Raw genomic sequence first — 13259 nt, 5'->3', positions numbered from 1 at the left:
ACACAGTTTATGAAAAAACAAAAGAAAAAAAACAGCTTATGTAAGTTCATTAGAATTGTGTTTAAATTTTAGTAATATAACCGCAAAAAAAGAAAAAAAGTACACTCCATGTTGTAAGATCAATACTGAATCAAAAAACATTAAGATACTGATACAAATTAAGAAGTAAAATGGTAAAAATGATTTCGATTGAATTCCTTTTTTAAAGATGAAAAAGAATATTGAGAGCAAACTTAATAAGCCTATCAATCCAACGGAAAGAAATGTTTGCAAATATTGATTGTGACAGTTAAATTTTTCATCTATTCCTTTATCAAACCCTGTTAAGAAATACTGTTTATCTAAAGCCACTTGATAATCACCTACTCCAACACCTAAAAACACATTTTCTTTTATGATATCTGTTGCACTTGACCAAATGTGAAACCTATCTGCTAATGATAATGTAATGCTTCTACCTTGAGAAATTAATTCTAAAATATCTTGAATATAGAATAAAGCTGGTATAAGCAATACGGCTACGATTGTAAAGGCTATTTGTTTTTTTACCTTTTTAAGCAACATTAAAATTGTCACGCTAAGCAGAATAATTAAAGGAGCTCTACTTCTTAAAAATAGTATGAATAATAGCAATAAAAACCATGTTATTATTGGAATCCATCTTTTGGTTTTTGAAGTCCAATCAAATATGGAGACAAAAATGCAAAATGCAAAGATGATATATAATGCAAAATATGATGGGTGAAAATCTAAGGCCAATGTAAAATAGGTAAAACCTTCTGTTATAGGCAAAGGATTGTCTGCATAGTTTATAAAGGCAACCAAGAAGCTGTACAATATAGATAGTGCACAGCCTACGACATAATACTTTAATATTTTGTGTATGTCTTTTTTTGAGAATTGCCTCATTAAAAGAAAACTCAAGGCAAATAAGAGTATTGGAAGACTCCGAACAACAACTTTTTGACCTTTGTAAAATTCTGTAGTATAGAGTAATGAGAACAATAAAACTCCAAAAAAGATAATTAAACTATACAATTCTTTTGTTGTGTGCACATGCTCTTTATGTTGTTTTTTTACAGCCGTAATGATGGCTAACAACACAACTAAACCCAATAATACCATATTAACATTCACAATTCTGCTAAAAGGCATTAAAAGACCAAAAACAGCCAATAGTGTTACTTGGTTTTGGTGTATGTTATCTTTAAACTTTAACATGTAAAGGCAAGGTAAATACTTTAATACTTGTTTTGTACAAGAAAAAGAAGAACAATAAAAAGATGGTGTATACTAAAAATATGTCAAGTCCTGAACCTCTTACCAAGCTTAAAAAAATCTGATAGATATATAAGGCATACGCAAAATTAATGATCTCCCGATTTTTAATCATAATCAATATGGTTTTATACATCATATTAAAAATCATAAAAAATGGCACAATGAGTAATAGCGAGTATATTCCGAAATTTAGATAGAATTCTGACTGAATACTTATGGGAAACGAACCTCCTTTGGCTCGAAATTCGGGATCATGCGTTTCTGTATAGTAGCCAATAGAACTTTTAGGCTTTGTAATTATGCTTCTAGGGAAAAATATAAATAATGGTTTTATAAATGTTTCACCATATAAATAATCCATTTTTCCTTCTTCTAGGTATTCTACTGAATTGTTAGAGTGCAAATAAGTAGATGAAATTTCTAAATTGTTTACAATGGCTGGCATAAAAAAGTGCGACGTCATATAATCAAATACATGCCCAGACGCATCATAAAAGTTATCTACTTTGTAACCTCCATAACCTCTTAATATAGACATTGCTATAATTGCATATAGAAGTAAAAAGCTCGCTACAAAAACTTTTAAAAACAGTTTTATAGATAACTTAATTCTTATTTTATACGATTCTAGAAGGAAAATAGGTAAAAGCAAAAAGATGGCTTCTCGCTTGCTATGAGATGAAAACAATACAAAGATAAAGATAATCAACACATAAAAGAAAATTCGTTTTCTTAACGAAAAACGTTGTGAGATTAATGTAAACATTATAATTGCAAGTAAACTTTTAAAGACAATAGAAAAAGGAAACTTGAAAGGTGATATTAGTAAAAAGATTACTACTGTTGCTAGGAACAATTTTTTAGGATTGATCCTTTTTATGTCTAATAAAATAGGTAGTTTTCGTCTTTTGAGTCTTAAGTTAATCGTTAAGAAGTAAGAGAGTATGATGAGAAAATTTATGGCGTTGAAAAAAAAAATGCGATGATCGTAATTTTCCCATGCATCAAAGGTAGGAAGTAGCCTGGTAAAAACATTTCCCGTTTTAAAAACGTAACTCCCTAACCAAAAATTTATATTTACATATGAAACTGCTATAAAACTTGGAGAAAGTAAGAACTTAACTCCTTGATCTTTTAGCACAAAAACTAAGACAAACAAAAGAACCTGAAAAATCAAGTAGTTGTATCCTTCAAATTCAAATGCAAAATCATTTGTAAAGAAAAAAGATACAACTACTCCAATAAAAATTAATGTTAGTATAACTAACGGATATTTTTCAAATCTTAGCAAGATTCTTAGTATTTATAGGTTATTTAAGGAAAAACTACGTTTGCTAACTTCAAGAAGTTTTTATTTAATACACCATTAGAATCGTAAAGATATAATCGTACTTGCTTAAAATCTTTAGGCATAATTTTAATATTATCTAACACTACAACATGCTCGTTATCTAACATTTTTACCTTAGCAGGCTTTCCAAATTTTTTCTTTTTTGCTGCTTTATCTTTAGCAGATGCTAATTTACTTGGATCCTTTGGATATAAAATAAGTCCTACTTTATATTTTTCTAAAGCTTCATAATCTGTTGCTTTATCATTGAAAAACATAATAAGATCGTATGTATTTGCTTTTTCTCCTGGAATAACTGCAATTTCTTCTAACTGAATTTTTTCGTCAAAAAGATATCCTTTCTCAAAAATCATATCCATATCAACTGCATATTTCTTTTCTACCTTTGGATACGTTTTAGCTGGTTCTTTTACAACTTCTTCTTTTTTAGGGGTATCAACAACTGGTGTATCTTTCTTTTTTTCATCTTTACAAGCTGTAAATGTTACAACAAGTAATAAAATCCAAATTACTTTTTTCATAATTGATATTCTATTTTTATTTATAAACTCCACAAAAATCTAAAGTTTCTTTTACTTTTTCGATACTAAAAAACTCTCTGTGTGCAACCAAATATACAATAATATCTGCTTGTTGGAGAGCATCTTCCATAGAATGTATCTCAATGGTTTTATGAGACTTTACGTTTGGCTCTACTGCCAATACATTGAAACCGTCTTTAATGAGTGTTTCCGTTACTAATAAAGCTGGTGATTCACGCAAATCGTCAATGTTTGGTTTGAATGCCAATCCCATACACGCAATTTTTGCATCTCTACCATTATCTATTTTAAACTGTAAAGCTGTGCTTTTTACTTTTTCAATCGCCCACTCTGTCTTGTAATTGTTAATTTCTCTTGCAGAACGAATGATTTTTGCTTGCTTTGGAAATTCTGACACAATAAACCATGGATCTACTGCGATACAATGTCCACCAACTCCTGTTCCTGGTTGTAAAATGTTTACTCTTGGATGTTTGTTGGCTAAATTGATTAATTCCCAAACATTGATTCCTGCATCATCACAAATCATAGAAAGTTCGTTAGCAAAGGCAATTTGAACGTCTCTTGATGAGTTTTCAACCAACTTACACATTTCTGCAGTTTTTGCATTTGTTTTGTGTAATGTTCCTTTTACAAAATGTCTATAAAACTCAACCGCTTTTTCAGTAGAAGCTTCATCAATTCCACCAATAGCTCTATCGTTGTGTTCTAATTCGTAAATAACATTTCCTGGCAATACACGCTCTGGGCAGTATGCCATATATATTTTACCTTTCAATTCTGGACGTTCAGCTTCAATAACAGCTTGCATTTTTTCAGTAGTTCCTACTGGACTTGTAGATTCTACAATTACCAAAGCACCTTCTTTTAGTGTTGGTAACAATGCTCTTGTTGCCGATTCTACATACGAAATATCTGGTTCGTGATCACCTTTAAATGGCGTTGGAACTGCGATTAAATATACATCGGCTTCCACTGGAGATGTACTCGCTGTTAAATATCCGTCTTTTACTACTTTGTGTACTAAACCATCTAAATCTGGTTCAACAATATGAATTTCTCCTTTGTTAATAGTATCTACTACATGTTGATGAATATCAACTCCTGTTACTTTAATTTCTCTACTTGCAATTAACGCTGCGGTAGGAAGTCCAATATATCCTAGACCTACCATAACAACACTTGGTTTATTCGCCATGATTCTGTATTATAATTTTGACATGTATTTTACGATCTTATCACAAGCTGTTCCATCTCCATAAGGATTGTGTAGTTTACTCATTTTGTGATAAGCAGATTCGTCTGTTAGTAATTTGTTAGCTTCACTGATAATTTTTTCGGTATTTGTTCCTACCAATAATACGGTTCCTGCATCTACAGCTTCTGGACGTTCTGTAGTATCACGCATTACCAATACTGGTTTTCCTAAACTTGGTGCTTCTTCTTGAACACCACCACTATCTGTTATAATTAAGCTAGATTTATCCATAAGCCAAACAAACGCCGGATAAGATAACGGATTGATAAGCTTTACATTGTCTATGTCTGCTAATAATTCGTATACGGGTTTTTGTACGTTAGGATTTAAGTGTACAGGATAAATAATTTGTGTATCAGGATGATCTAATGCAATTTGCTTTAAAGCCGTACAAATATTGATAAATCCTTGTCCATGATTTTCTCTACGGTGTCCTGTAACTAAAATTAATCGTTTAGAAGTGTCTAAAACTTCTTTTACGTCTTCGATTTCTTGATCTTCGAATCCTTCCGATTTTACTTTGTCAGCGCTAAAGTGTAACGCATCAATTACCGTGTTTCCTGTAATTAATATGTTTTCGTCTGCTACATTTTCGTTTAGCAGATTTTTCTTTGAAGTTTCTGTTGGTGAGAAGTGATAGTCACAGATACTTCCTGTAACACATCTGTTGATTTCTTCTGGGAAAGGTGATCTTTTATTAAAAGTACGCAATCCTGCTTCAACGTGACATACTTTTGCTCCCGAATAAAAAGCTGCAATACTCGTTGCCATTGTTGTTGTTGTATCTCCATGAACGTATACGTAGTCTGGCTGAAACTCTTCCAATACAGGTTTTAAATTCATGATGATATCTGAAGTTAAACCATACAAGTTTTGGTTTGGCTTCATCAAGTCTAAATCATAGTCTGGTGTTATTTCAAAAAATGATAGTACTTGATCCAGCATTTCTCTATGCTGAGCCGTGATACAAACTTTTGTTTCAAAAGTGTCTTGGTGTTTTAAAAATTCCTTTACCAGTGGCGCCATTTTAATAGCTTCCGGTCGTGTACCAAATACAATAAGGTTTTTTTTCATCGGTTCTTGTTATTTTATTGTTCTAACGGCTATAATCTTTCTGTCACAATTGGTTTTGGGAGGAAATTTTTCGCGTCAAAAATAATACATCCATCTTTAAAAAAGGGAGTTACATCAATTTTATTGAAACTTTTATGCGCAACTGCCAAAATAATCGCCCTAGTGTCATTAGAAATCGATGAAACTAAGTCAATATTATATTCCTTTTTTACTTCTGAAGCGTCTACGTTATCGTCAAATACCTCAACTTCAATCCCATATTCTTCAAGTTCTTGTACTATGTCAATTACTCGTGTATTTCTAATGTCAGGGCAATTTTCTTTAAATGTGATTCCTAAAATGGTCACTTTTGCTCCTTTGATTAGTTTTCCTTGTTTAATCATGAGTTTTACAACACGTTCTGCGATGTATTTCCCCATGTTATCATTTATTTTTCTTCCAGCTAAGATGACTTGCGGAATGTATCCTACGCTTTTTGCTTTGTGTGTTAGGTAGTATGGATCAACTCCTATACAGTGTCCGCCAACCAAACCAGGTGTAAATGGCAAGAAATTCCATTTGGTGCCTGCAGCTTCTAATACTTCATGCGTATCAATGCCTAGCTTGCCAAATATTAACGCTAGTTCGTTTACAAACGCAATGTTGATATCACGCTGTGAGTTTTCTATCACTTTGGCTGCTTCTGCTACTTTTATAGATGTTGCTTTGAAGGTCCCTACCGTAATGATACTTTTATATAATTCATCAATAGTTTCTGCAATTTCTGGCGTACTTCCTGAAGTTACTTTGACAATATTGTTAACTCTGTGTTTTTTATCTCCCGGATTGATTCTTTCAGGAGAATATCCGCAGAAAAAATCTACATTAAAAACCAATTGACTTTGTGCTTCCAAAATCGGCACACAAACTTCTTCGGTACAACCCGGAAATACTGTAGATTCGTAGATGACAATATCATCTTTACTTAATACTGAACCGACTAAGTTTGATGCAGCTTCTAAGGGTTTTAAATCTGGAAATTTATGATCTGTAATTGGTGTCGGAACGGTTACAATATACACATTAGCTTGTGCAATGTCTTCTGCTTTGTTTGTGTATTGTAAAGTAGCAGCTTCTTTTAGTTCTTCTGTGCTTACTTCTAGTGTATGATCGTTTCCTTGTTGTAAATCTTGAATTCGCTCTTGGTTGATATCAAATCCTATGACTTGATATCCTTTTTTACTGAATTCAACCGCAAGTGGCAATCCAACGTATCCTAAACCTATTATAGAGATTACCTTATTTGTCATTTGCTTCCGCTTGCTTTTTGAAAAAATCGTACGTAATTGTCAAACCATCGCGTACGGTATATTTAGGATTATATTTTAGTATTGTTTTTGCTTTTGTAATATCTGCCAATGAATCGCGCACATCACCTATTCTACTTTCTCCATGAGAAGCTTTGGTAGTACTTTGTGTAATTTCTTTGATGTTATTCCACAAATCGTTTACACTGATGCGATCGCCAACTGCCACATTTACTACTTCGTGCTTTGTAATTTCTGCAAATACTGATTTTAGATTTGCCTGCACTACATTTTCGATAAAAGTAAAATCTCTTGTTTGATTTCCATCACCATTGATGGTTACTTTTGTGTTATGTATTCCTGCATTGAAAAATAATGGAATTACCGCTGCATATGCACCTTTTACATTTTGTTTTGGTCCAAAAACGTTAAAGTAACGCAATCCTACCGAATGAAAGTCAAAGTGCTTTGAGATATTATCTGCATATAATTCGTTCACATATTTTGTGATTGCATATGGAGATAGTGGATTTCCTATGATTTCTTCTTGCTTTGGCAATGTTTTGCTGTCACCATAAGTACTGGAAGAAGCTGCGTATACCATTCTTTTTACACCTGCATCTCGCGAAGCGATTAACATGTTTAAAAAACCTGAAATGTTTACAGCATTTGTAGAGATTGGATCGTTGAATGATCTTGGCACCGAACCTAAAGCAGCTTGATGCAACACAAAGTCCATTTCGTGAACAGCAGTTTTACACATTTCTACGTCTCTGATATCTCCTAATATGAATTCGAAATTTGGATGTGACTCAAATTCCTCAATATTGTGTTTGAAACCTGTAGATAAGTTGTCTAATACACGAACTTTTTTAGCGTTGTGCTTTAATAAGTATTCTACTAAATTTGATCCTATAAATCCTGCTCCACCAGTAATTAAAAAACTGTAATTTTCTAGCGGTTCGTGATGATATGCTTCTTGGTACATAGTGCTATTATTCGCTGCAAAACTAGCTATAAATTTTAACACTAGGAAATAATTGACTTTAATGGGGAAATACCCTTTTTTGCAAGGGTTTTATCCCCTTTTATTTTATCCTATTTTTCGAACAAGAAACCAAGGATTTAGTAGATTTTTCTTGTTGTATTTTAGTGGTTCGTTGGTTTAGAATCAATAAAATCATTATAAAGTTTATTTCAGATTTATGTTTCTAATTACCTTCTTCTTGCTAATCTCTTTGTCTTTATAAAGATAAACAATGAATGATTTAAAGTCTGGAATGTCTATTTTCTTCTGTTCAAGTACTCTTATGTACTGATCGGAAGTTTCTGTTAAAGGTGTTGTTAGAGAACCAAAACTAATTCTTCCTTTTTTCCTATTTTTCTTATTACTTAGCTTGGAAACATTTGCTTTTGTAGGAACAAATTGTAGTGCAAGTTTGTATTCGGAAATTCTATCTTTTTTAGAGTTTTTATTAAAACAGATATAAAAACTATATTCATCATCTTGCAAGTGCTTTACATATATTTGGTCAATTAGTACATCTTCAACAGGAATAAAAGTTGTATCTATTAGTTTTTTGAATGTTTTATAGCTGTTGTTTTTAATGAAATAGTTAGGGTCGCTACGAACTATATTTTCGTTTGCAGTAAGTGTAAAGGTCTTGTGTATTTCCGCACTCAGTAAATCAGTGGCTTTGGTAGCTCCAGTTGTGTTTAAATGCAATGCATCATAGAACTCTGATTCGTTAAATTTATTCTTTTCGTAGTCTTTATTAAGATCTAAATAACTAATATTTAAATTTTTACAAAGCTTAGAGGTTTTATTATATATCTGATTTACAAGTTCCGTGTTAGATTGATATTTTATTTGTGGCGCTCTTACCAATAAAAACTTAATATTTTGTTCATTACATAAGTCTACTATCTTTTTTAAATACGTTTCGTTTTCTTCTGTAATTTCATACGATTCAGGAATTTTTCCCATCGTCTTTTTTATTCTTTCTCGGTATCCTTTGGTAGATAGCTTTTTATATCCAAGATTAGGATTGAATCGATACGTGTAGTTTATATTTTTCTTCAAAAATTCAAGATCAGACCATTTGTTATGGTTACGAACTACAGGAAGCATTGCTTCAACCATAGTGCTTTTGGTATCGAAAACACTGTAGACACTTTCTAGTTTGTTCATAGAAAACTTTTGTCCGTCAATATTTTGATAGTTAAATTTTAATCTTTTAGGAGTATTAACTGTAATTACATCTAAAGCATGAGCTTCTACAATAAATAATTGTGGTTTGTTGTGTTTTATGGTTTCTTTAAAATTAAAATATACTTGTTCAATTCCTATTGCTGCACTAGATAAATTGAAGGTACTTACGCTCAATTTAGAATTCATTACTTTAGGAATAAATGAAGAGTATGCTATAGAGTTTCCAGAAATGATAATATCGTACTTTTCTTTATCATTCTCATAAAATTGTTTCCAAGTTTTTACAGAACCTTCCTGAGATTTGAAAAATGTATTTCCAAGTTGAAGTAACGCCAAAACTATGATTGATAATAGCAATAATTTTAAAAATAGTTTTTTCATAATTTAGAATTGAAAATATATAAATTCAGATTCGTTAAAAGAACCATATACTCCTAAAATAATTATAACAATTGCCGAAACTGCGTAAAAACTCCATCTTACAAAAGTATTTTGTCGTTGCAATAGTGTACTTAAATTCCATTTTTTATGACTCCATTCAAAAGAAAGCATAAATAAAATAAAGAATAGTGAAGCATAAAATTCTACTTGATTCATTCCTAATTCAGAAGTAATACTCTTTCCTGAAGATCCAAATGAGAATATCTGATCTATTATTATTAAAGAATCACTTAACGAATTTGCCCTAAAAAAGATCCATGCAAAACAAACAATGATAAATGTGATGGTAATAAAAAATATTTTACCGAAGAAACTTCTTTTGTCTAGTTTTATGGATTCAAAAGTTTTTTTCCTGACTTTTCCTGTAGCTTTTTCTAACACGATTATAATTCCATGTATTGCTCCCCAAATTACAAAAGTCATTGCAGCTCCATGCCATATTCCGCTTATAAAAAATACCATAAATAAGTTGAAGTATGTTCTATATTTTCCATTTCTACTTCCTCCTAATGGAATATATACGTAGTCTCTAAACCAAGTGGACAGTGAAATATGCCATCTTCGCCAGAATTCAGTAATCGATTTCGAAAAATAAGGTCTTTCAAAGTTGTTCATTAAGTCAAATCCCATAGTTCGAGATATTCCAATTGCTATATCTGAATATCCTGAGAAGTCACAGTAAATTTGAAATGCAAAGAAAATGGTTCCAATAATAAATTCTATTCCAGCGTAATCATTTACATTATTGAAGGTTTCATTTACTACAATTGCAAGCCTATCTGCAATGACCATTTTCTTAAAAAGTCCCCACAACATCAATAAAATACCACTTTTTACTTGCTCATAGTTGAAAGTATATTTCTTAAAAAATTGAGGAAGTAAGTGAGATGCTCTTTCTATAGGACCAGCAACTAATTGCGGAAAGAAGGCAACAAAGCTAAAAAAGGCAATAATATCATTTGTAGGCTCTAGCTTTTTTTTATAAATATCAATGGTATAACTAAGTGTTTGGAAGGTGTAAAAGCTTATACCAACTGGAAGTATGATATTTAAAGTTTCTATTTGTAATTCTTTTCCAAATAGACTGAATGCATCTACAAAACTTTCTATAAAGAAATTGAAGTATTTAAAGTATATTAGAAAGCCTAAATTTACCAGTAAACTACAGTATAATAGAACTTTTCGCTTTTTGGGAGATTCTTCTTTAAATAGCTTTTTCCCAATAAAGTAGTCTACAAAAGAACTGATAATGATAAGTGATAAGAATTTCCAGTTCCAAAATCCGTAGAAAAAATAACTAGCAACTAATATGAAAAAATTTCTTTGGCGTAAGTTTTTTGAAAAAAACCAATAAAGAACAAATACAATTGGGAAAAAAATTGCAAAATCTAATGAATTAAAAAACATATTAGTCTATTTATACCTGGCTTTAAAAACATTTTCAACTCAAAAAGTGACAAAATATCTTCCGTAAATACTGAAGATAAATACTGCTTTTTGTTATCATTTAAGACTTTGCGAATATAAGAAAAAAGATATATAACAAAACGAAAGTATTGACCGATACTTTATAATTTCAAAAACCAGCCTTTTTTGTAATTGAAAGGGTTTTCAATTTTAACTATCACCCTATTTTTCGAACAAGAAACCAAGGGTTTAGTAGGTTTTCCTTGTTGTATTTTAGTGGCTTGTTGGTTTCTAAAGAATACACTTCTAGTCCTACAGCATTGCAAATAGCATGTCCTGCCGCTGTATCCCATTCCATGGTTGGCGCACAACGAGGATAATATGAAGCAGCGCCTTCTGCCATTAAGCAAAATTTTAAAGAACTTCCTGCTTTGATTAAATTAACCTCTTTTCCTTCTGTTTCTAGCGTATTTATTAAACCTAATACTTCTTGGTTTTTGGATGAATGACTTGATGTTATAGTAACTACATCTTTTTCAGAAGCTGCAAATATTTCTACAGCATCTTGCATCATGCTTTTTGTAATTGTATGTGCCTTTAGCTGTATTTTAAATGCTTTTTTCTCTTCTGTAATTGAAAAATATAATGATTTTGTCGCAGGAATATAGATAACTCCTAAGAGAGATTTTCCTTTTTCCACCAAAGCGATATTCACCGTAAATTCACCATTTCGTTTGATGAATTGTTTGGTTCCATCAAGTGGATCTACAATCCAGCATTGTTGCCAGTTTTTACGAACTTCAAATTTTGCATGTTCGCCTTCTTCGCTTAGTACAGGAATATTAGTGTTTTGTAACGCACTTTCTATGTAATCGTTCGCCTTTTTGTCTGCGATAGTTACAGGAGAATCGTCTGATTTTCGTTCAACAGTTACTGTTTGATTGTCATAGATATCCATAATAATTGCACCTGCATTTACTGCAGCTTCTATGGCACTATATAGATATTCTTTCATCAATTATAAATTATTTTTCATGAGGTTACGCAAACTTTCTTGCCAAGAAATTGTCTGAATAATGTTGCGCGCTTTCGTTTTGTCCAATACACTATTTTTTGGTCGTGCTGCTTTGGTTTTGTAACTATCTATAGGTTTTAAAGATGGCTGATCGACTTCTGCTAGGTTTAAATTTTGAATGATTTCTTTGGTAAAATCGTACCAAGTAGCTTCACCATCATTACTAAAGTGATAAATTCCGTAGTCAGTGTTTTTTGTATGAATGATTTTCACAATTAATTCTGCTAGATCATTTGCGTTTGTTGGCGTTCCTTTTTGCTCTGTTGTTATGGTTAAGTTTGCCTTTTCTGCTGCTTTACGCAGCATAGTTTTGTAAAAATTATTTCCAAATTCAGCATACAACCAAGAAGTTCGAATGATAAAGTATTCATCAAATATTTCTTGAATGTTTTGTTCACCTTTTAATTTGGAAGCACCATATACGCTTATCGGATTTGTAATGTCTGTTTCTACATACGGAGTTGTTTTCGTTCCATCAAAAACATAATCTGTAGAGATATGAACGAGTTTTACGTTATGTTCAGCACAAGCTTTTGCTAGATTTTTTGCAGCTTCAGCATTTACTAGATATGCTTTTTCCTCTTCACTTTCAGCCAATTCTACATTGGTATACGCAGCACAATTTACACAATAATCAATATTATGATTAGAAAAGTAATTATATACCGTTTGCGTATCTGTGATATCCAATTCGCTTGATGATTTGAATTGAAAATTGATGTCTGAATGTGTGTTTTGTATTTTTTGAATACATTGTCCTAATTGACCATTAGCGCCAGTTACTAAAACTGTTTTCATAGCGATAGTGATTTCAGATTAGGAAGCAATTTGTCTTTATCAGAAAGAATGATTTCATCTTCGTTTAGCATCCAATCGATGGCAATGTCTGAATCATTGTATATAATTCCTGATTCTGCTTCTTTGTTGTAGAAATTATCACATTTGTAGGCAAAAATGGTATCATCTTGTAATACAGCAAAACCATGTGCAAATCCTCTAGGTACGAAGAGTTGTTTGTTATTTTCTGCATTTAAAATGATCGAGAAATGCTGTCCAAAAGTACTAGAGTTTGGTCGTACATCTACTGCAACATCTAGCACTTCTCCACGAATGACACGTACTAATTTTGCTTGCGCATATTCGCCTGTTTGAAAGTGTAAGCCACGCAATACGCCTTTTTGCGATACAGATTGATTGTCTTGTACAAAATGTACATTTGCTGGGAATTTTTGTTCGTTGTAGCTTTCCATAAAGCTTCCTCTAGAATCTCCAAATACTTGAGGTTCTATGACAAAACAGCCTGCTAATGATGTATGTGTAATATTCAAGACG

The 13259-nt window shown here is 31.8% G+C and carries 12 protein-coding genes; all 12 read right to left on the bottom strand.

Annotated features, from left to right (window positions below; translation table 11 throughout):
* Positions 1-36 precede the first annotated feature (36 nt).
* Positions 37-1221, bottom strand: a complete 1185-nt coding sequence (locus tag ACOQOS_RS14950; protein ID WP_420571270.1) for an O-antigen ligase family protein — start codon at positions 1219-1221, stop codon at positions 37-39.
* Positions 1208-1819 carry a hypothetical protein gene (locus ACOQOS_RS14945; protein WP_420571269.1) on the bottom strand — a complete coding sequence of 204 codons (612 nt, stop codon included), beginning with the start codon at positions 1817-1819 and terminating at the stop codon, positions 1208-1210. The genes ACOQOS_RS14950 and ACOQOS_RS14945 overlap by 14 nt, the downstream gene beginning before the upstream one ends.
* Positions 1820-2595: 776 nt before the next feature.
* Positions 2596-3153 (bottom strand): hypothetical protein, encoded by a 558-nt coding sequence (locus ACOQOS_RS14940; protein WP_420571268.1) that lies wholly within the window; start codon positions 3151-3153, stop codon positions 2596-2598.
* A 16-nt stretch (positions 3154-3169) separates the two neighbouring features.
* Positions 3170-4372, bottom strand: coding sequence for a UDP-N-acetyl-D-mannosamine dehydrogenase (wecC, locus tag ACOQOS_RS14935; protein WP_420571267.1), 1203 nt, complete (start codon positions 4370-4372; stop codon positions 3170-3172).
* A 9-nt stretch (positions 4373-4381) separates the two neighbouring features.
* The gene (gene wecB, locus ACOQOS_RS14930) at positions 4382-5506 is read right to left on the bottom strand and encodes a non-hydrolyzing UDP-N-acetylglucosamine 2-epimerase (protein ID WP_420571266.1); all 1125 of its coding nucleotides are present in this window, start codon (positions 5504-5506) and stop codon (positions 4382-4384) included.
* A gap of 29 nt (positions 5507-5535) precedes the next feature.
* Entirely contained in the window at positions 5536-6795 is a 1260-nt protein-coding gene (locus tag ACOQOS_RS14925; protein WP_420571265.1) for a nucleotide sugar dehydrogenase, read from the bottom strand.
* Entirely contained in the window at positions 6785-7780 is a 996-nt protein-coding gene (locus ACOQOS_RS14920) for an SDR family oxidoreductase (RefSeq protein ID WP_420575153.1), read from the bottom strand. Before ACOQOS_RS14920 ends, ACOQOS_RS14925 begins: the two co-directional genes overlap by 11 nt.
* A gap of 204 nt (positions 7781-7984) precedes the next feature.
* A complete protein-coding gene (locus ACOQOS_RS14915) occupies positions 7985-9385 on the bottom strand; it encodes a hypothetical protein (RefSeq protein ID WP_420571264.1) in 1401 nt (466 codons plus the stop codon).
* A gap of 3 nt (positions 9386-9388) precedes the next feature.
* A complete protein-coding gene (locus tag ACOQOS_RS14910) occupies positions 9389-10852 on the bottom strand; it encodes an MBOAT family O-acyltransferase (protein ID WP_420571263.1) in 1464 nt (487 codons plus the stop codon).
* Positions 10853-11069: 217 nt separating this feature from the next.
* Positions 11070-11867, bottom strand: a complete 798-nt coding sequence (gene cysQ, locus ACOQOS_RS14905) for a 3'(2'),5'-bisphosphate nucleotidase CysQ (RefSeq protein ID WP_420571262.1) — start codon at positions 11865-11867, stop codon at positions 11070-11072.
* Positions 11868-11870: 3 nt separating this feature from the next.
* Entirely contained in the window at positions 11871-12725 is an 855-nt protein-coding gene (gene rfbD, locus ACOQOS_RS14900) for a dTDP-4-dehydrorhamnose reductase (protein WP_420571261.1), read from the bottom strand.
* Complete coding sequence (rfbC, locus tag ACOQOS_RS14895) at positions 12722-13255, bottom strand: dTDP-4-dehydrorhamnose 3,5-epimerase (RefSeq protein ID WP_420571260.1); 534 nt, start codon at positions 13253-13255, stop codon at positions 12722-12724. The genes rfbD and rfbC overlap by 4 nt, the downstream gene beginning before the upstream one ends.
* Between the last annotated feature and the right edge of the window lie 4 nt (positions 13256-13259).

The sequence above is a fragment of the Kordia sp. genome (assembly GCF_965224175.1).
GTDB lineage: Bacteria > Bacteroidota > Bacteroidia > Flavobacteriales > Flavobacteriaceae > Kordia.
The sequence above is the reverse complement of the archived record's forward strand: the minus strand, read 5'-3'. Positions and strand labels throughout refer to the sequence as shown.

Bases quoted from the DNA above. Each gene is read 5' to 3' on its own strand.
- wecB (WP_420571266.1), bottom strand. From the start codon at position 5,506: ATGAAAAAAAACCTTATTGTATTTGGTACACGACCGGAAGCTATTAAA.
- ACOQOS_RS14945 (WP_420571269.1), bottom strand. From the start codon at position 1,819: ATGTCTATATTAAGAGGTTATGGAGGTTACAAAGTAGATAACTTTTAT.
- ACOQOS_RS14920 (WP_420575153.1), bottom strand. From the start codon at position 7,780: ATGTACCAAGAAGCATATCATCACGAACCGCTAGAAAATTACAGTTTT.
- wecC (WP_420571267.1), bottom strand. From the start codon at position 4,372: ATGGCGAATAAACCAAGTGTTGTTATGGTAGGTCTAGGATATATTGGA.
- ACOQOS_RS14910 (WP_420571263.1), bottom strand. From the start codon at position 10,852: ATGTTTTTTAATTCATTAGATTTTGCAATTTTTTTCCCAATTGTATTT.
- ACOQOS_RS14915 (WP_420571264.1), bottom strand. From the start codon at position 9,385: ATGAAAAAACTATTTTTAAAATTATTGCTATTATCAATCATAGTTTTG.
- rfbD (WP_420571261.1), bottom strand. From the start codon at position 12,725: ATGAAAACAGTTTTAGTAACTGGCGCTAATGGTCAATTAGGACAATGT.
- ACOQOS_RS14950 (WP_420571270.1), bottom strand. From the start codon at position 1,221: ATGTTAAAGTTTAAAGATAACATACACCAAAACCAAGTAACACTATTG.
- ACOQOS_RS14940 (WP_420571268.1), bottom strand. From the start codon at position 3,153: ATGAAAAAAGTAATTTGGATTTTATTACTTGTTGTAACATTTACAGCT.
- ACOQOS_RS14925 (WP_420571265.1), bottom strand. From the start codon at position 6,795: ATGACAAATAAGGTAATCTCTATAATAGGTTTAGGATACGTTGGATTG.
- cysQ (WP_420571262.1), bottom strand. From the start codon at position 11,867: ATGAAAGAATATCTATATAGTGCCATAGAAGCTGCAGTAAATGCAGGT.